The sequence below is a fragment of the Aeromonas sp. 30P genome (assembly GCF_051919805.1).
Lineage (GTDB): Bacteria > Pseudomonadota > Gammaproteobacteria > Enterobacterales > Aeromonadaceae > Aeromonas > Aeromonas veronii.
In genome coordinates this window covers 2,381,105-2,398,298 of the sequence record NZ_JBQBEA010000001.1, presented here as the reverse complement: position 1 = coordinate 2,398,298, position 17,194 = coordinate 2,381,105, and the positions used below count along the sequence as shown (strand labels likewise).

The window sequence follows — 17,194 nt, the reverse complement described above, 5'->3', positions numbered from 1 at the left end:
ATGAACGAAATTAATTTCATCATTAATACATGCTGACGATAGAGTTATATAACGCTGTGCATATTACACCGTACGATATTTATCAATTACGATTGTGAGCCAATTCCAATTATGTGTAATAAGTGGATTTCCTCACCACCAAATGGGCTTATAGCCAATTCAACTAAACAATTTAGTATTACAACAGGTTTTAACATTGAGTAAATATAATCAACATTATCTTGGTTTCCAAAAATAGAAAAACTATATTCACCTACAGGAATCTCTTGCCCTGCTACGCTGACATTTAGCTTTCCTGCATTCTTGTATTTATTGAAGTCAAAAACTTCGCAATATAACTCAATAGTATCTTTTTGTATTTTTGTTGGTACACGAAAAGCGTCACTATCCTCGGCTCCAAGGAAAATATCTTTCACTTCATTTTTAATCGGGCCAGCAGAAATCTCATTTAACTTGTTTTTTCCCAGCAATGCTGCAAGTTCTTGGTAGTTTGGAAGAGCCATCTTTCCAATTTGAATTACAGTGCCATGATAGTGATGAACTTCATCTCCTATATGCACTTCGGCATCTCCATCGTTGTTGAATTCGTAGACTGGCTGTTTGCCATTTTGCACAGCAGTGCAAACAGTCCTCAGAAAATTAAACGTATCCTTTGTCGCATCCCAAATGTTTTGAGGACCATATGCGGAAACAAAAGGTAGTCCTAATTGGACACCTTGTAGTGCAATGTCAAAGTAGGTGAGAAGTGAACCATGCTTAATCTCTGTTGTACGAATGAAAAATTTATCTCGCTCCCTCTGAGTAAGGCGTTTACTTCCACTTACACCTAGATATGATTTATCGACAATTTTTTGAAACTGATCTAATGCAGCAACCGCGATATGTAATGGAACACCGTCCTTTAATTTTTCACCATCAATTTTAAATTGCATTTCGCTCATCTTTATTCTCTTTACTTAATTTAAACATTCACACGCTGATACGCACATGCTCTCTAAAAGTTAATCGTAATATTTATCGGCAAGTTAAATGTCCAGTGTCTGGTTGCCAAGTGAGCCATAGTAACCGGACAGGTGAAAAACTAAATAGGCAGGGGCCTAAAACCGGCTCTGGCTCAATAAATTAGTCAATAAGTGGCTCACTTTTGTTCGATTTCACTTGATGATGACCTGCCAGCTCGATAGCAAAACCAAACAACTTGCCATTGCCCCAAGCGGCTTTTACGTGTTGCGCAGCCCATTTTTGGCCCTTGGTATGGCTTTTCTCCCCGGATGTCGTTGCTCCGCTTGTCCGGTTTGGGGCGGCCGATCCTGGCTGCCAACTCCTTCGAATGGCTTCGTTATATGGCTTGGGCAGGGGCTGGTCAGCCGGTGTCGAGCTCGTCACTTTTGTCGTGTCGATCACACTTCCCACCCCGTCGCCACCCTCGTCAGGGGTGATAAACAGCACGCTACGTTTTCTGATTACTTCTTTATTTTCAGTTGCTTGTGATTTTTTATCGCAACCTTGGCCCGTTTTGGTCTGATAAATGCTTTGTGGGGGGCTGGCCGCCTCTTTGCCTGTCGGCGGGCGGCCCGGTGTAACGAACCATTTAGGATCCCTCTCTATGAACAGCTTCGTGATTGCAGATCCCAGTCTCTGTATTGGGTGTCGTACCTGTGAGGTGGCCTGCGCCGTTTCACACCAGTCAGGGTCTTGCAGCGGGACCCTTGAGCGGGAGGGCGGCCTGCATCTTGCCATCGAGGATGGACATCTGGTCTCCAAGGACAGCTACTTTCAGCCGCGCCTGAAGGTGATCGTGGGCAGCAAGGTGACCACGCCGGTGCTCTGTCGCCAGTGTGAAGACAAGCCGTGCGCCATGGCCTGCCCGAACAATGCCATCGTCAGCGAGGATGGTTGCGTCAAGGTGTTGCAGGAGCGCTGCATCGGCTGCAAGTCCTGCGTGGTGGCCTGTCCTTACGGCGCCATGGCGGTGGTGCTCAAAGAGGTGGCACCCGCTGACGATTCGCTCTTCAAGCGTCCGCAGACCAAGGCGCAGGCGCTCAAGTGCGATCTCTGCCGTCACCGCGAGGCGGGCCCGGCCTGTGTCGAGGTGTGCCCGACCCAGGCGCTGCGGCTGGTCACGCCGGAGCATCTTGAAAACCTGAACCGGCAGAAACAGCTGGCCAGTGCCGAGGCACTGCTGGCGATGCCGGCGCGGGTGTGAGCGGGCTTGCCGAGCCGTTTTTCGTTAACAAACAAGAGTGTGAGTCATGAAAAAAGTCATTACCGTGTGCCCCTATTGCGGCACCGGTTGCAAAATCAACCTGCTGGTTGAAAACGACAAGGTGGTGGGGGCCGAAGGCGCCAACGGCCGGACCAACGAGGGGCAGCTCTGCCTCAAGGGCTATTACGGTTGGGATTTCCTGAACGACACCAACCTGCTGACCCCCCGTCTCAAGAGCCCGATGATCCGCCGCGAGCGCGGTGGCAAGTTCGAGGCCGTCTCCTGGGATGAGGCGATCGAGTTTGCCAGCAGCCGTCTCTCTGCCATCAAGGCGAAATATGGCCCGGACGCCATCATGACCACCGGCTCTGCCCGTGGCCCCGGCAATGAAGCCAACTATGTGATGCAGAAATTTGCCCGTGCGGTGATTGGGACGAACAACGTCGACCACTGCGCGAGGGTGTGACACGCACCCTCAGTCTCCGGTCTGGAGACAACTGTAGGCAACGGCGCCATGAGCAACGCCATTCCCGAAATTCAAGAGACCAAGTGCCTGCTGGTGTTTGGTTACAACGCTGCTGACTCTCACCCCATCGTCGCCCGCCATATCCTCAAGGCGAAGGCAAACGGGGCCAAGGTGATTGTGTGTGATCCCCGCATGGTGGAGACCGCCCGCATCGCCGATCAGTGGCTGCCGCTCAAAAACGGTTCCAACATGGCGCTGGTTAACGCTTTCGCCAACGTGTTGATCAATGAAGGGCTCTACAACAAGGCCTTTGTCGCCAACTACACCGAAGGGTTCGAGACCTTCAAGGCGACGGTGGCCAAGTACACCCCGGAATATGTCGAGGGGATCACCGGCCTCAAAGCCGCCGATATCCGCGCAGCCATTCGCACCTACGCCGAGTCGCCTGCATCCATGATCCTGTGGGGCATGGGGGTGACCCAGTACGGTCAGGCGGTGGACGTGGTCAAGGGGCTGGCGGGTCTGGCGCTGCTGACCGGCAACTTCGGTCGCCGTGGCACCGGTTGCGGGCCGGTTCGCGGTCAGAACAACGTGCAGGGCACCTGTGACATGGGGATGCTGCCGCACCAGTTCCCGGGTTATCAGTCGGTGGCCGATCCCGCCATCAGTGCCAAGTTCGCCAAGGCGTGGGGCGTGGAGTCGCTCTCCCAGAAACCGGGATACCGCCTGACGGAGCTTGGCCACAAGGTGGAGGAGGGCAAGTGCAAGGCCTTCTACATCTTCGGTGAAGACCCGGCCCAGACCGAGGCTGACTTGGGTCAGTTCCGCCGCACTCTGGCGGGGATGGAGCTGGTGATCGTGCAGGATATATTCATGACCCAGACCGCCGAGATGGCCGACGTCATTCTGCCCGCCACCAGCTGGGGCGAGCATGAAGGGGTCTACAGCTCGGCAGATCGCGGCTTCCAGCGTCTCTACAAGGCGGTGACGCCCCCTGAGAACGTGAAACCGGACTGGGCCATCTTCTCGTTGATGGCGACCGCCATGGGTTATCCCATGGAGTACCACAACACCGAAGAGATCTGGGACGAGATGCGTGCGCTCTGCCCGCTCTACGCCGGAGTCAGCTACGACAAGATGGCCGATCTCAAGAGCGTGCAGTGGCCTTGCCCGACCGAGGATCACCCGGGCACCAGCACTCTGTTCGAGGGGAATGTGTTCACCACCCCGAGCGGCAAGGGTCAGCTGATCGCCTCCGAGTGGCGGCCGCCGCTGGAGCAGCCTTGTGCGGAGTACCCGCTGGTGCTCTCCACCGTGCGCGAGGTAGGTCACTACTCCTGCCGCTCCATGACCGGCAACTGTTCGGCGCTGCAGACCCTGGCCGATGAGCCGGGCTATGTGCAGATCCACCCGAGCGATGCCAAAAAGCTCGGGGTGAAGGATCAGGCGCTGGTCTGGATCTCGTCGCGCCGTGGCAAGGTGATCACCCGGGCCAACTACAACGACCGGGTCAACGCCGGGGTGGTCTACATGACCTACCAGTGGTGGATCGGGGCCTGCAACGAGCTCACCATCGAGCACGTCGATCCCGTCTCCCATACGCCGGAGTACAAGTACTGCGCGGTGAAGATCGAGCGCATCGACAATCAGCCTGAGGCGGAAGTGTACGTCCAGACTGAATACAGCGCGCTCAAGGCGAAATTGCGCAGCGCAGCCAAAGGCTGATCGCCCTAAAAAAGAGGTTCTGCACAAATAAGGGAACCCGACTCGGATTTATCGAGTCGGGCACCCTTTTATTACCCAAAAAAAGGGGAGTAAATGATGCAACATGAAATTGGTCGCTTATTCGGACTTTTCTATATTGGCACCTATCTGGCGGCGATATTGCTGGGAATAGGTTGCTATATTTGGCGCGACGAGATGATATTTCTGCTGGGCTTCGGTTTTTTCGGCTGTTTTATGGCGGCGCGGCTTGCCATGAGCAGCGTATTTTCTGCCTTGAGTATTTCCAGTGCCTGGCTGATCGGGTTTATCTCCACCACCTTGATCAACTGCCTGCTGCTGGGGGTGATCACCCTGCTGGTCTACCTCACTCACCAGTGCGTCTCGGTTGAGCTTGCCGACAACGCCAGCTGGCTGCTGATGGCCTTCCAGAGCTTGTCGGCCCTCTTTATCTTCGGTGGCCTGAAGTGCTGCCACAGCCGGATCATCACCTCGTAAATTGCCGATGGATGGGCAGCAGGCGCCATCTTGAAACCCGCAGCCAGCGAAGAGGAAAGGGCAGATCTGACAGTTGACGGCAGCCCACTTTTCAGGCGCCTTAATTGAGATCAAGAACTGATGAAATAACCGGTTAAATATGGCCATCAGATATATTAAATCGGATTGTAATGAAATTTGAGCTCATCTATGATGAGTCGCCATTCCAATATATCCCCCGATAACGATGTTACTTTTTGTTGTCGTTCGTTAATAACAACTCTGGAATTGCAACATGCGACAATTTTCGTCACCGCTTTTCTTATTGGCAGCCGCTTTTACGGGCTGTGGCTATTTATTTTGGTGACGGGTGCTTGTCGTGATGCGATGGCATGGACAGCCTGACTGGTGACTAAATCGATATAACGTGAGGCCGCAATGCTAAATGTGAGTGCCATCCCCCTGGACGAGATCTCTCCCATCTGGGACGACGGTTTTCTCCTGCTCTCCAAATCCCTCCTGTCGGCCGTGACGCTCGATGATTTTATCCACAAACTCAACAAGATAGATGCCAGCTTCGGCGGCGTAACCCGGGTCAACCTGATCCTCAACATGGGTGCGGACGAGGAGGCCATCTTCTATTTCATGGGACATTCCGGCCCAAAGCATCTTGTCTGCCCCAAGGCAGAGCTGCACCTCTCCCCCCGTCCGACCAAAGAGACCCCGGAACAGGCCATCATTCTCGCTGCCGCCCGCTTTGAGAATCGCTGCCCGGCGCTGGATCGCGAAGGGGTCTACGGGGGGCTGCGCTCCTACTGCCAGCTCCCCATCACCACTGCCCGCAGCCACCTTGGCGGGGTCGAGTTTATCAACACCCAGCTCGACAGCTTCACCATGGAGACCCTGGCCAAACTGACCCAGCTGGCGGCCATTATCGCCATTGCGCTGGAGAACGTGCTCGACAAGGAGCGCACTCTGGAGCAGGCCAACTCCCTGCGTCTTGAGCGCGACAGCTGCAAAATTCTGGTGGATGTGACCAATGCAGTGATCAAACTGGTGCGCATCGCCGAGCTGCCCAAGAGCCTGTTTGCCATCCTGCATCACCACTTCGGTATCAGCAGCTTGTGTCTGGCCGAATACAACGCCACCTCCGACAGCTTCAAGAGCTATCTGGTCAATCAGCACCAGAGCGATCAGCCGGGCATCATCGATCACTCCTGTTTTGAAAAGAAGTGTCTGCAGGGGGCCCTTGGCCATAGCGAGCCGTTTTTTGTCTATCGCGAACATGGCCACGGCTGCAGCAATCGCTGCCGCTTTACCTCCCAGATCCTGCCGCCCGAGGCCGACAGCTCCTGCATTTTGCCGCTGCGCTATCGGGGCAACCTGCTGGGGGTGTTGATCCTCTCGCACCCCAACGCCGACTTCTTTGCCGATATCGATATCTCCTTGCTGGAGCAGGTGGCGGCGCGCACGGCCATTGCCATGAACAACGTGCAGGCGCAGCAGGAGATCTCCAACACCAACGGCGCCAAAGAGAAGACCATTCGCATCAACGAGCCGCAGATGCAGGGGGAGTTTCCCCACATCATCTACCAGAGCGCGGTGATGGAGAGCGTGCTGGAGAAGGTGCGGCTGGTGGCCGAGAGCGACAGTACCGTGCTGATCCTCGGCGAGACCGGTACCGGCAAGGAGCTGATCGCCCAGGCCATTCACGCCCTGAGTGCCCGCCACGACCACGAGATGGTAAAGGTGAACTGCGCCGCCATCCCCACTGGCCTTATCGAGAGCGATCTCTTTGGCCACGAGAAGGGGGCCTTTACCGGCGCCCTGACCCAGCGCATCGGCCGCTTCGAGCGGGCCCACAAGGGCACCCTGTTCCTCGACGAAGTGGGGGATATGCCGCTGGACTTGCAGCCCAAACTCTTGCGGGTATTGCAGGAGCACGAGCTGGAGCGGGTGGGTAACAGCAACCCCATCGCAGTGGATGTGCGGCTGGTGGCCGCCACCAACTGCGATCTGCTCTCCATGGTCAAGAACAAGCGCTTTCGAAGCGATCTCTACTACCGCCTCAATGTCTTTCCCATCGAACTGCCGCCCCTGCGGGAGCGGCGCGAGGATATTCCGCTCTTGGTCAACTTCTTTATCAAGAAGATTGCCAAGCGGATGCGCCGCACCATCACCTCGATCCCCGCCGATGCCATGAAGATGCTGGTGTCGCTGCCCTGGTACGGCAATATCCGCGAGCTGGAGAACGTCATCGAGCGCGCTGTGGTGATGACCCGCGGCCATGTGCTCAACCTCTCGCCCGATGAGCTGATGCCACTCAAGGGTTATCACAAGATTGAGACCCTGGTGTATGACGAGCCCGCCACGCCGCTCTTTGCCGAGGAGGGGCCGACCGATGAACGCGAGGCGATCATCGCCGCCCTGCGTGACTGCAACGGCATCGTGGCTGGCGAGCGGGGGGCGGCCAACCGCCTTGGTATGAAGCGCACCACCTTGCTTTCGAAAATGAAGCGGCTCGGCATTTCGGCCAGAGATCCCGAGATCATTGACGGGGTCGCACCATGAGAGAGCTACTTGAGCTGGAGGCGCAGAACGAACTGGCCCGCTGCGCCATCCACCGCGAGGTGGTGCACTACCGCGCCGATACACTGACCTGCGACAGCGAGATGGCGCTCCCCTCCGAGACGCCGGTGGTGCTGGTCTACAACGGCATCGCCCACAGCGTGATGATGTGCTCGGCCTCCGATCTGGAGGATTTTGCCATCGGCTTCTCGCTATCCGAGGGGATCATCGACAGCCTGCTCGATATCCACGACATTGAGCAGATCGATGGCTGTCAGGGGATTGAGCTGCACATCACCCTGGCCAATCGCTGCGTTTATCGCCTCAAAGAGAAGCGGCGCACGCTGGCGGGCCGTACCGGTTGCGGCATCTGCGGCAGCGAGAGTCTGGAGCAGGTGATCCGCACCCAGCCAAGCTTGCCCGACAGCCAGCGTCTGGCGGTGGGTCATATCGACAAGGTATTGACCGCACTGCGCCCGCTTCAGCTGCTGGGCCAGCGCACCGGCGCCACCCATGCGGCGGTGCATCTGGACGGGGAAGGCAACATTCTCGCCATCCGCGAGGATGTGGGGCGCCATATTGCGCTGGACAAGCTGGTGGGCCATCTGTGCCGCACGGGTCGGCGCGACGGTGCCATTCTGGTGACCAGCCGCGCCAGCTTCGAGATGGTGCAAAAGTGCGCCAGCGCCGGGGTGGAGATCTTGCTCGCCATCTCCGCTGCCACCGAGCTTGCGGTCGAGCGGGCCGAGCAGACCGGGCTGACGCTGGTGGGTTTTTGCCGCCCCGGACGGGCCGAGATCTACAGCGGCTGTCAGCGCATTCTGCTTTAAGTGACTGCAAGAGTGAGAGCCTGCTAAAGGGCTTATAAAAACTGGCAATAAAAAAGGGCGGGGAGTGTGACTCCCCGCCCTTGTTGTCTCTGCGTCTGTGGCGGATTAGCGCGCCAGCAGGATACGCAGCATGCGGCGCAGCGGCTCGGCGGCGCCCCACAGCAGCTGGTCACCCACGGTAAAGGCGGCCAGATACTCAGGGCCCATATTGAGTTTGCGCAGACGGCCCACCGGAATGCTGAGGGTGCCGGTAACGGCCGCAGGGGTCAGCTCGCGGGCGGTGATATCGCGATCGTTGGGGATCACTTTTACCCAGTCGTTGTGGGCAGCCAGCAGGGCTTCGATCTCCGCCAGCGGCACATCCTTTTTCAGCTTGATGGTGAACGCCTGGCTGTGGCAGCGCAGGGCGCCGATGCGCACACAGAGACCATCCACCGGAATGACGGCGTTTTCGATACCCAAAATCTTGTTGGTCTCGGCCTGACCCTTCCACTCTTCACGGCTCTGGCCGTTGTCGAGCTTGGTGTCAATCCAGGGGATAAGGCCACCGGCCAGCGGTACGCCGAAGTTGTCCACCGGCAGGGTGCCGGAGCGGGTCTTCTCGGTGATCTTGCGTTCGATGTCGAGGATGGCGGAGGCAGGGTCTGCCAGCTCGACCGCCACTTCGTCGCGCAGCATCCCCATCTGGGTAACCAGCTCGCGCATATGGCGGGCACCGCCACCGGAGGCCGCCTGATAGGTGGCTACGCTCACCCACTCCACCAGATCGGCCTTGAACAGGCCGCCTAGGGCCAGCAGCATCAGGCTGACGGTGCAGTTGCCGCCGACGAAGGTCTTGATGCCATCGTTCAGGGCCTGCTCGATGACGTCGCCGTTGACCGGATCCAGAATGATGACGGCATCTTTCTCCATCCGCAGGGAGGAGGCGGCGTCAATCCAGTAACCCTGCCAGCCAGCGGCTTTCAGGCGCGGATAGACATCCTTGGTGTAGTCGCCGCCTTGCGCGGTGATGATGATATCCTGCTTGGCCAGCGCCTCGATATCGAAGGCGTCTTGCAGAGTACCGGCATCGACGCCGAAGTTGGGCGCGGCCTCACCGGCCTGGGAGGTGGTGAAGAATGTGGGTTGAATATGGGCGAAATCCTGCTCTTCCTGCATCCGTCTCATCAGAACCGATCCCACCATGCCACGCCAACCGACCAAACCTACTTTTTTCATAATGTCCTACCCTGGATTGCTGCTAAAGAAACTCGCGGTGACACCCGTAACCCCTTGTCTGGCGACGCCTGTTTACAAGCGGTTTACAGGCCATTTAAAAAATATGCGCTGCGAAAAATGCGTCTATCCACATTACGGATTGTGACGGCTTGCGCAAGTCGAATTGCGCAATATTCTGTGCCGTTTGCTGCATTAACCGGCAGCCAGAGCACCGCTCAGGTAGACGGGGAGGGAGAAGGTCAACATCAGATGAAAAGGCCACCGTTTATGGCGGTGGCCTGTCAATAAAGCGGTTGAGAACGTCCTCTGCTGTTGTCTGAGGGCGTAGTTGGCGAGTGAAACAGCCCGACTGTGTGGGCGTCTAGCCGTAACGGGCCAGGGTCAACCCCTCATCGCTGATGGCGGGCTCGCTGCCGCTGATAAGATCGCACAGAAGCTGACCCGAGCCGGCCGCCATGGTCCAGCCCAGGGTGCCGTGGCCGGTATTGAGCCAGAGACCGGGAATGGGGCTGGGCCCCACCAGCGGGGTGCCGTCCGGCGTCATGGGACGCAGGCCGGTCCAGAACTCGGCCTTGCTGATATCGCCCCCTTCGGGGAAGAGATCCCCCACCACCATCGCCAGGGTGTCGTGACGTCTGGGGTTGAGGGCAAGATTGTAGCCCGACAGTTCCGCCATGCCGCCGACCCGGATCCGCTCGTCAAAACGGGTGATGGCCACCTTGTAGGTCTCGTCGAGCACGGTACTGCGCGGCGCGGCCTCGGCATTGATCATCGGCAGGGTGAGGGAGTAGCCCTTGACCGGATAGACCGGCAGCTCCAGCCCGAGCGGGCGCAGCAGCGGCCGCAAAAAACCGGTGGCATAGCTGCCGAGCGCACAGACGATGGCATCGGCGCGATAACGCTGCTCGCCCGCCCGCACCGCCACGGCGCGGCCGCGGGCTTGCTCAATCTCGTCGATATCGCAGTTGAAGACGAACCTGACCCCGAGCTTCTCGGCTTCAAGGGCAAGGGCCTTGGTGAAGCGGAAGCAGTCGCCGGTCTCGTCGCCGGGCAGACGCAAGCCGCCGACGATTTTGCCGCGCACCCGCGCCAGCGCAGGCTCTGCCGCTTCGCAGCCGCTGGCATCCAGCGACTGGTAGGGGACGCCGTACTCCTCCAGCACCTCGATATCGCGTTGACTGGCATCGAGCTGGGACTGGCTTCTAAACAGCTGCAGGGTGCCGAGCTGGCGCCCTTCGTAATTGATGTTGAGCTCGTCACGCAGCAGCTTCATGCAGTCGCGGCTGTATTCGGCCAGACGCACCATGCGCCCCTTGTTGGTGGCATAGGCGGTCGGGGTGCAGTTGGCGAGCATTCTGAGCATCCAGCGCAGCTGGAAGGGGTCGGCGGTGGGGCGCACGGTGAAGGGGGCATGTTTTTGCAGCATCCACTTGGCGGCCTTGAGGGGAATGCCGGGGGCCGCCCAGGGGGCCGCATAACCCGGGGATATCTGCCCGGCGTTGGCATGGCTGGTTTCAAGGGCGACGCCACCTTGTCGCTCCAGCAGGGTTACTTTGTGACCCGCTTTGGCCAGATACCAGGCGCTGGTTACCCCAATCACGCCGCCACCGAGAACCACTATCTCCATATCGTCTTTCCTTGACTGATCTCCTGATGTGGCCACCACCATAATCAGCCGCCACAGGATATTCAACCGCTCTGCGCAGGATTGGGATCTCCGTCTGCTTGCCTGTCACAAGCTGGTGTTTGGTGCGATGGTGAGCCTGATTGCCAGCGTAAATCGCTGCGTTGTTTTCAGGGGGCATGTGTCAGGGGGGGTGGCCCGCTTACAACTGTTCCAGCTTGATCAGGTAGTGCTCCGCCGTTGCCAGAATAGCCTGCTGTTGTTCCGCGGCTTGGCCATCCCAGTTGGCATAGGGGAGGGCGAGGCGGGGATTGCCGCCCAGTTTGTCCCGATTGCGCCAGAGAAAGTGCCAGTAGAGGCTGTTGAAGGGGCAACTTCCGTCGCCGTGGCGGGCTTTCACCTGATAGTGGCACCCCTTGCAGTAGTGGCCCATCCGCTCGAGATAGGCGCCGCTGCTGGCGTAGGGCTTGCTGCCCATCAGGCCGCCATCGGCAAACTGGCTCATGCCGCGGGTGTTGGGCAGCTCCACCCACTCGATGGCATCCACATAGATACCGAGATACCACTGATCCACCTCGTCAGGATCGATCCCCGCCAGCAGGGCAAAGTTGCCTGTCACCATCAGCCGCTGGATATGGTGGGCGTAACCGTGCTTAAGGGATTGCTTTATGGCGTGACGCACGCAGGCCATCCTGGTTTCTCCATTCCAGAAGAAACCGGGCAGCGGTCGGTTGGCCCCGAGAAAATTGGTCTGCTTGTAGTCGGGCATCTTCTCCCAGTAAAGGGCACGGACAAACTCGCGCCAGCCGAGGATCTGGCGGATAAAACCCTCCACCTGCGCCAGCGTGATGTCGGCCTGATTGGCCTGCCAGTGGGTCTCTGCGGCGCGGATCACCTCAAGCGGATGAAGCATCTTGCTGTTGAGTGAAAACGACAGACGGCTGTGAAACAGACTCCAGCCCCGCTCGCTCAGGGCATCCTGATAGCGGCCAAAGTGGGGCAAGCAGTGGGTGAGAAAATGGGCCAGCAGCTCACGACTCTGGCGTCTTGTGATGGGCCACGGCAGTTGGCTGGCATCCGCCTCGCCGATGGTACTGACCCCGTGGCGGGTCAGCATGGCGTCAATCTCGCTCACCTCGTTGGCAAAGGTGAGGGGGGCCGGGATCGGCTGACGCTCCGGCAGCTTGGCGCGGTTCTCGTCATCAAAATTCCAGCGCCCGCCAAGGGGTTGGCCGCGCTCATCGAGCAGCACTCGGTATTGCTTGCGCAGGGCGCGGTAGAAGAACTCCATCCGGCTGTGGGGGTAGCGCTGCCAGCCATCGCGGGGGGTGAGAAAATGCTCGCTCTCCACCTCGGTAGCAGGGATGGCAAGGCCCGTCGCCCAGCTTTTCAACTGGCTGGCGAGGCGCCACTCATCCGGGCTCTGCCAGGCAAAGCTGCTGGCCTGATGTGCTTCGAGCTGAGCCTCCAGCAAGCCGGGCAAATCGGGCCAGCGGGCGCTCTCATCAAGAGTCAGGTAACAGACGCGGTGGCCCGCTTGGGTGAGTGCCGCTGCGAAGGCGCGCATGGCGGCAAAGAAGGCCAGCACCTTCTGACGATGGTGGCGACAGTAGTCGGTCTCCTGCCGTAGCTCCGCCATCAGATAGCAGATTGCCGGATCCGGGGTGCGAAACCAGCTGTGACCGGCGTTCAGCTGATCGCCGAGAATCAGGCGCAGCTCCATCAGACTCGCTCCCCCTCAGGTTGCTGGCTGCGGTGACGAGCGTGGCGACAGCGTTCGCTGCAGTAGCGAACTTCCTCCCAACTGCGCGCCCACTTGCGGCGCCAGCTGAAGGGGCGCAGGCAGACGGGGCAGATCTTCTCGGGCAGATGGGGTTTGCGATGCATGATGGCTTCCGGCCCTGGCTGATGGGGGATGTGGCGTGTGGGTAGGGAGAATAACGAACCGGGGGCGCGAGCGGATCAACCTCACTGCCGGTTTGCCCCGCAGATGCCCACTTTGTGAGCGGGCGCACAGCCCGTCGGTGCGCCCCTTGTTTGCCAATTAACCAGCCGTTAACGTGGCGAGGCTGCCCGCTGGCAGCATCCATCTATGGATCTTGTTGGCCACCGACTGTCTACAACCGATATGGAGGGGAGTGATGCCAATCATGACAGCTACGCCCCGGGCAGCTTGCCTGCTCGCCCACTGGTATACCCGGGATCCCATTCTGACCCTCGACTTTCCTCACCGCTGATTGGCGGCACCCGCCGTTTGAATTTGTCAGCCGGACGACCCTGATCGCCCCGGTCTCTTTGCCAATTCCAATTTCAAACACACTGGCCTTGCGCCGGTGAGGAGTCTTTTATGCGTCGTATACCCGAGCCGTTTCGTATCAAGATGGTCGAGCCCATCAAACAGACCACTGGCGCCGAGCGCCGCGCCGCCCTCGAGGCCGCTGGCTGGAACCCCTTCCTGCTGCTGGCCGAGGATGTCTATATCGATCTGCTGACCGACAGCGGCACCGGCGCCATGTCCGACCGTCAGTGGGCCGGCATCATGATGGGGGACGAAGCCTATGCGGGCAGCCGCAACTTCGTCGAGCTGGAGCGCGCGGTGCGCGAGATCTTTGGCTACCAGCATGTGATGCCCACCCACCAGGGGCGCGGGGCGGAGCAGATCCTCTTCCCCGAGCTGGTCAAGCGCTGCCAGGGCAAGGCGCCGGTCTTCATCTCCAACTACCACTTCGACACCACCAAGGCCCATGTGGAGTTGGCCGGCGCGCGGGCCATCAATCTGCTCACCCCGAAAGCCCTCGACACCACGGCCCCTTACGCCTGGAAGGGGGATTTGATCTCCCTCGCCTGACCGACACCATCGAGACCTTGGGGGCCGACAACGTGGCCGGCATCATCATCACGGTGACCTGCAACAGCGCCGGTGGTCAGCCGGTCTCCATGGCCAATATGGAGGCGGTTTCCGAACTGGCCCGTCGTCACCAGATTCCGGTGGTGATCGACGCCGCCCGCTTTGCCGAGAACGCCTGGTTTATCAAGGAGCGGGATCCGGCTTATGCCAAGCGCAGCATCAAGGAGATAGTGCGCCAGATGTTCGCGCTGGGGGACATCTTCACCATGTCGGCCAAGAAGGATGGGCTGGTCAATATCGGCGGGCTCTGCTGCTTCAGGGAAGATCTCGACCTGTTCCGCGCGGTGCAGGTGCGCTGCGTGGCGATGGAGGGGTTTGTCACCTATGGCGGCCTCGCCGGGCGGGACATGGCGGCGCTTGGCATCGGCCTGCGCGAGGGGATGGATGAGGAGTATCTCACCTATCGCATCAGTCAGGTGGCTTATCTGGGTGAGCGGCTGGCCGAGGCGGGGATCCCGATCCAGACCCCCACCGGCGGCCATGCGGTCTTTGTGGATGCCAAGAAGCTGCTGCCCCATATTCCGGCCGAGCAGTTCCCCGCCCATGCGCTCGCCTGCGAGCTCTATCTGGAAGGGGGCGTGCGCGGGGTGGAGATCGGCTCCCTGCTGCTCGGGCGCGATCCCGCCACCGGCAAGCAGGAGGCGGCGGACTTCGAGCTGCTGCGTCTCACCATCCCGCGTCGGGTCTACACCCGGGATCACATGGACTATGTGGCCGACTGCCTGATCGCGGTGAAAGCGCGGGCCAGCGACATTCGCGGGCTCACCTTTGATTACGAGCCGCCGCTGCTGCGCCACTTCACTGCGCGGCTGAAACCGGTCTGATCAGCAATTGGTTAGATGTGGTGATCAACCGCGCCAAGCCGTGAAGATCACCGGCCGCTCCCGGTTAAATGGCCCAGTAAAAAAGCCCCCGCACCTTGGTGCGGGGGCTTTCGTTTATCGAAGCAAACTGGGTCAGACCGCTTGATACTCCAGCTCGACAGAGCCCAGCGCCTTGAGGGTGGACTGGGCGGAGTCACGCTGGCTGATTTGGCCGTTTTTGTTCTCCAGCAGTACGGCGCGGCGGATGGTGGCGAGATCTTCGCCGTTAAGCACCGCATGGGCGCAGGCCATCTGCATCGGCGGCAGGCTGGGGTTGAAGGCGGCGTTCTCGGCGTAGCGGCCAGAGAAGATGCGACCATCGGCAAACTGCAGCGCCACCGCGGCATAGCCCTGGCTATAGGGGGCATAACTTTGACGGGCGGCGGCCAGTGCGGCTTGCCACAGCGGGTCTTCGCTTTGAAGCTCAAGCTCTGCGTGATCCTGCGGGCTCATCAGCGCATCCGTGATGTCGAGATCCGCCGGGCCAAACGAGTGGGGCAGGAAGGATTGCAGGGCGCTCAAGTCATCGGGCAGAGAGACTTTCAGGATCTTGGCGGTGCTCAGCTCGTTCATGAACTGACGGCAGTGGCCACAGGGGGTGTAGTTGACGGTGATTTCAGAGATCCCGGTCTCACCGCCCAGCCAGGCATTGGAGATGGCGGACTGCTCGGCGTGGACCGAGTGGAACAGACCTTGTCCTGCAAACTCCATGTTGGCACCGAAGTACCAGGTGCCGCTCAGGCCGCAGGCGATGGCACCGACATAAAACTTGGAGATGGGGGCCACCGAGCAGGCGGCGGCCAGCGGCAACAGGGCGAGACGCAGAGCGCGATCATCAAGACCTGTGGCGGCTTTCAGGGTGGCGACTTGCTCCGGCGTGAAGCGGGCGTTGAAGTCGGCACTATCCAGCATGGGCTGCACGGCTGCTTTGAGCGGGGCAGAGAGGGTATCGAATGGCTTGGCAAAACGGGGATGCATAGTGTGTCCTCAAAGGCCAATTGGGCGGCCATTGTAGGGAGCTAGCTCGGGTAAATGTGTGAGCAGGCTCACGCCCTGACGGGCAAACGGAGGGGGATGGTAATGGAAACGTTTGTCTTGTGCAAATTGTGCGGCAGGTCGCACCCCGAGAGGCCAGCAGGCCCCCCGGAATGGTCAACAGGTGGTCAATGGGGTGATCAGATCAGCCAGTGATAGATGGCAAACAGCAGCGGCGCGACGGCAGCGGTGAGGATCCCGCACACCACCATGGCGAGCGATGCAAAGGCGCCCTGGGTGATCCCCTTCTCGGCGGAGGTGGCGGTGCCGATGGCGTGGGCACAGGCCCCCATGGCGAGCCCTTGCGCTTCCGGGTCGGTCACTTTCAGCAGTTTGAGCAGCGGGTAGCCGATCAGGGCGCCGACAATCCCCACCACCACCACCACGGCGGCCGCGATGGCGGGAATGCCGCCGATGGACTGGCTGACGCTCATGGCGAGCGGGGTGGTGATGGATTTGGTCGCCAATGAGGCGAGCAGTGCCGGATCTGTGCCCATAAAATGACCGATCAGCAGGGTTGTACACACCGAGATCAAGACGGAGGCGAGGGTACAGATTAGGATGGGCTTGAGCTTGGCCTGGATCTGGCGCGCCTGTTGATAGAGCGGCAGCGCCAGCGCCACCACGGCGGGTTCCAGCAGCATGGTAATGGGGCTGCTGCCGCGCTCGTACTGCTCAAGGGGCAGATCGAGCCAGAGCAGCAGGCCAATGATCACCGCGGTCGGCACCAGCACCGGATTGATGATGGGCCAGGGCAGGCGGCGATAGAGGGCGCGGGTGGCGAAATAGAGCGCCAGGGTCAGGGGAATGGCTAGCCAGAAGATCATTTGTTCATCCTCTGGTAGAGCCGACCGACGGTGGCGAGGATCAGCACGATCCCGAGCACGATGCAGAGCATGATGACGCCGAAGGATTGGCGCAGGGGCTCAAGCCAGGCCACCAGTCCGACCGCGACCGGAACGAACAAAACGCCCATGTGGCGCAGCAGCAGGCCAGCGCCCAGCTCGACCCAGTGCAGCTTGATCAGTTGCAGGGAGAGCAGCACGAACAGCAGCAGCATGCCGATGATGCTGCCGGGAAAGGCAAACGGCAGGATGGCTGCCACGGATTTGCCTGCCAGCAGGCAGGCGACGATGACCATAAAGTCACGAAAGTACAGCAAGGCGCGTTGCGCGATCACGTGAACCTCATCGACTGGGATGAAAAATCGCAGTTTACCAGAGAGGCCGGGTCGCGGCATTAAAACAATAACAACTGAAATCAGTTCGTTTGAAGCT

The 17,194-nt window shown here is 59.5% G+C and carries 15 protein-coding genes and 1 pseudogene; 7 read left to right on the top strand and 9 right to left on the bottom strand.

Annotated features, from left to right (window positions below):
• Positions 1–86: 86 nt before the first annotated feature.
• The gene (locus ACTG2B_RS10995; RefSeq protein WP_439995757.1) at positions 87–941 is read right to left on the bottom strand and encodes a hypothetical protein; all 855 of its coding nucleotides are present in this window, start codon (positions 939–941) and stop codon (positions 87–89) included.
• Between the two features lie 181 nt (positions 942–1,122).
• Positions 1,123–1,449: a hypothetical protein gene (locus ACTG2B_RS10990; RefSeq protein ID WP_439995756.1), complete on the bottom strand. Its 327-nt coding sequence runs from the start codon at positions 1,447–1,449 to the stop codon at positions 1,123–1,125.
• Positions 1,450–1,606: 157 nt separating this feature from the next.
• On the opposite strand from ACTG2B_RS10990, the gene ACTG2B_RS10985 reads away from it, so the two are divergent.
• The 5 genes from ACTG2B_RS10985 to fdhD all read left to right on the top strand — a co-directional run bounded on the left by ACTG2B_RS10985 (position 1,607) and on the right by fdhD (position 8,269).
• On the top strand, positions 1,607–2,206 hold the full coding sequence (locus tag ACTG2B_RS10985; protein WP_439995755.1) for a 4Fe-4S dicluster domain-containing protein: 600 nt from the start codon (positions 1,607–1,609) through the stop codon (positions 2,204–2,206).
• A gap of 46 nt (positions 2,207–2,252) precedes the next feature.
• Positions 2,253–4,397 (top strand): formate dehydrogenase subunit alpha, encoded by a 2,145-nt coding sequence (gene fdhF, locus ACTG2B_RS10980; protein ID WP_439995753.1) that lies wholly within the window; start codon positions 2,253–2,255, stop codon positions 4,395–4,397.
• A gap of 96 nt (positions 4,398–4,493) precedes the next feature.
• A complete protein-coding gene (locus tag ACTG2B_RS10975; RefSeq protein WP_181224240.1) occupies positions 4,494–4,892 on the top strand; it encodes a hypothetical protein in 399 nt (132 codons plus the stop codon).
• 417 nt (positions 4,893–5,309) lie between these two features.
• On the top strand, positions 5,310–7,442 hold the full coding sequence (locus tag ACTG2B_RS10970; protein ID WP_421285981.1) for a sigma 54-interacting transcriptional regulator: 2,133 nt from the start codon (positions 5,310–5,312) through the stop codon (positions 7,440–7,442).
• The gene (gene fdhD / locus ACTG2B_RS10965) at positions 7,439–8,269 is read left to right on the top strand and encodes a formate dehydrogenase accessory sulfurtransferase FdhD (protein ID WP_439995751.1); all 831 of its coding nucleotides are present in this window, start codon (positions 7,439–7,441) and stop codon (positions 8,267–8,269) included. Before ACTG2B_RS10970 ends, fdhD begins: the two co-directional genes overlap by 4 nt.
• Before the next feature lie 105 nt (positions 8,270–8,374).
• Here fdhD and asd read toward each other — a convergent pair whose 3' ends face one another.
• The gene (gene asd / locus ACTG2B_RS10960; RefSeq protein ID WP_439995749.1) at positions 8,375–9,487 is read right to left on the bottom strand and encodes an aspartate-semialdehyde dehydrogenase; all 1,113 of its coding nucleotides are present in this window, start codon (positions 9,485–9,487) and stop codon (positions 8,375–8,377) included.
• On the opposite strand from asd, the gene ACTG2B_RS10955 reads away from it, so the two are divergent.
• Positions 9,401–9,775: a hypothetical protein gene (locus tag ACTG2B_RS10955; protein ID WP_439996977.1), complete on the top strand. Its 375-nt coding sequence runs from the start codon at positions 9,401–9,403 to the stop codon at positions 9,773–9,775. The genes asd and ACTG2B_RS10955 overlap by 87 nt on opposite strands.
• A gap of 73 nt (positions 9,776–9,848) precedes the next feature.
• On the opposite strand, the gene ACTG2B_RS10950 is transcribed toward ACTG2B_RS10955, so the two are convergent.
• The 3 genes from ACTG2B_RS10950 to ACTG2B_RS10940 all read right to left on the bottom strand — a co-directional run bounded on the left by ACTG2B_RS10950 (position 9,849) and on the right by ACTG2B_RS10940 (position 12,998).
• A complete protein-coding gene (locus ACTG2B_RS10950) occupies positions 9,849–11,156 on the bottom strand; it encodes a D-amino acid dehydrogenase (protein WP_439996927.1) in 1,308 nt (435 codons plus the stop codon).
• A gap of 157 nt (positions 11,157–11,313) precedes the next feature.
• Entirely contained in the window at positions 11,314–12,834 is a 1,521-nt protein-coding gene (locus tag ACTG2B_RS10945) for a cryptochrome/photolyase family protein (protein ID WP_439995748.1), read from the bottom strand.
• Positions 12,834–12,998, bottom strand: a complete 165-nt coding sequence (locus ACTG2B_RS10940) for a DUF2256 domain-containing protein (protein ID WP_236563252.1) — start codon at positions 12,996–12,998, stop codon at positions 12,834–12,836. The genes ACTG2B_RS10945 and ACTG2B_RS10940 overlap by 1 nt, the downstream gene beginning before the upstream one ends.
• Positions 12,999–13,458: 460 nt before the next feature.
• Here ACTG2B_RS10940 and ACTG2B_RS10935 point away from each other — a divergent pair.
• Positions 13,459–14,843 (top strand): annotated as a pseudogene (locus ACTG2B_RS10935) (tryptophanase).
• A 132-nt stretch (positions 14,844–14,975) separates the two neighbouring features.
• Here the strand turns inward: ACTG2B_RS10935 and cdd are convergent.
• The 3 genes from cdd to ACTG2B_RS10920 all read right to left on the bottom strand — a co-directional run bounded on the left by cdd (position 14,976) and on the right by ACTG2B_RS10920 (position 17,097).
• The gene (gene cdd, locus ACTG2B_RS10930) at positions 14,976–15,860 is read right to left on the bottom strand and encodes a cytidine deaminase (protein ID WP_005333283.1); all 885 of its coding nucleotides are present in this window, start codon (positions 15,858–15,860) and stop codon (positions 14,976–14,978) included.
• Between the two features lie 197 nt (positions 15,861–16,057).
• Positions 16,058–16,744, bottom strand: coding sequence for an LrgB family protein (locus ACTG2B_RS10925; RefSeq protein ID WP_042658234.1), 687 nt, complete (start codon positions 16,742–16,744; stop codon positions 16,058–16,060).
• Positions 16,741–17,097: a CidA/LrgA family protein gene (locus ACTG2B_RS10920; RefSeq protein WP_005333279.1), complete on the bottom strand. Its 357-nt coding sequence runs from the start codon at positions 17,095–17,097 to the stop codon at positions 16,741–16,743. Before ACTG2B_RS10920 ends, ACTG2B_RS10925 begins: the two co-directional genes overlap by 4 nt.
• Positions 17,098–17,194: the final 97 nt, after the last annotated feature.

Excerpts from the sequence above, each read along its gene's own strand:
- ACTG2B_RS10995 (WP_439995757.1), bottom strand. The coding sequence starts at position 941 with ATGAGCGAAATGCAATTTAAAATTGATGGTGAAAAATTAAAGGACGGT.
- ACTG2B_RS10950 (WP_439996927.1), bottom strand. The coding sequence starts at position 11,156 with ATGGTGGTGGCCACATCAGGAGATCAGTCAAGGAAAGACGATATGGAG.
- asd (WP_439995749.1), bottom strand. The coding sequence starts at position 9,487 with ATGAAAAAAGTAGGTTTGGTCGGTTGGCGTGGCATGGTGGGATCGGTT.
- cdd (WP_005333283.1), bottom strand. The coding sequence starts at position 15,860 with ATGCATCCCCGTTTTGCCAAGCCATTCGATACCCTCTCTGCCCCGCTC.
- ACTG2B_RS10945 (WP_439995748.1), bottom strand. The coding sequence starts at position 12,834 with ATGGAGCTGCGCCTGATTCTCGGCGATCAGCTGAACGCCGGTCACAGC.
- ACTG2B_RS10975 (WP_181224240.1), top strand. The coding sequence starts at position 4,494 with ATGCAACATGAAATTGGTCGCTTATTCGGACTTTTCTATATTGGCACC.
- ACTG2B_RS10925 (WP_042658234.1), bottom strand. The coding sequence starts at position 16,744 with ATGATCTTCTGGCTAGCCATTCCCCTGACCCTGGCGCTCTATTTCGCC.
- fdhD (WP_439995751.1), top strand. The coding sequence starts at position 7,439 with ATGAGAGAGCTACTTGAGCTGGAGGCGCAGAACGAACTGGCCCGCTGC.
- ACTG2B_RS10985 (WP_439995755.1), top strand. The coding sequence starts at position 1,607 with ATGAACAGCTTCGTGATTGCAGATCCCAGTCTCTGTATTGGGTGTCGT.
- ACTG2B_RS10955 (WP_439996977.1), top strand. The coding sequence starts at position 9,401 with ATGGGCGAAATCCTGCTCTTCCTGCATCCGTCTCATCAGAACCGATCC.
- ACTG2B_RS10940 (WP_236563252.1), bottom strand. The coding sequence starts at position 12,998 with ATGCATCGCAAACCCCATCTGCCCGAGAAGATCTGCCCCGTCTGCCTG.
- ACTG2B_RS10970 (WP_421285981.1), top strand. The coding sequence starts at position 5,310 with ATGCTAAATGTGAGTGCCATCCCCCTGGACGAGATCTCTCCCATCTGG.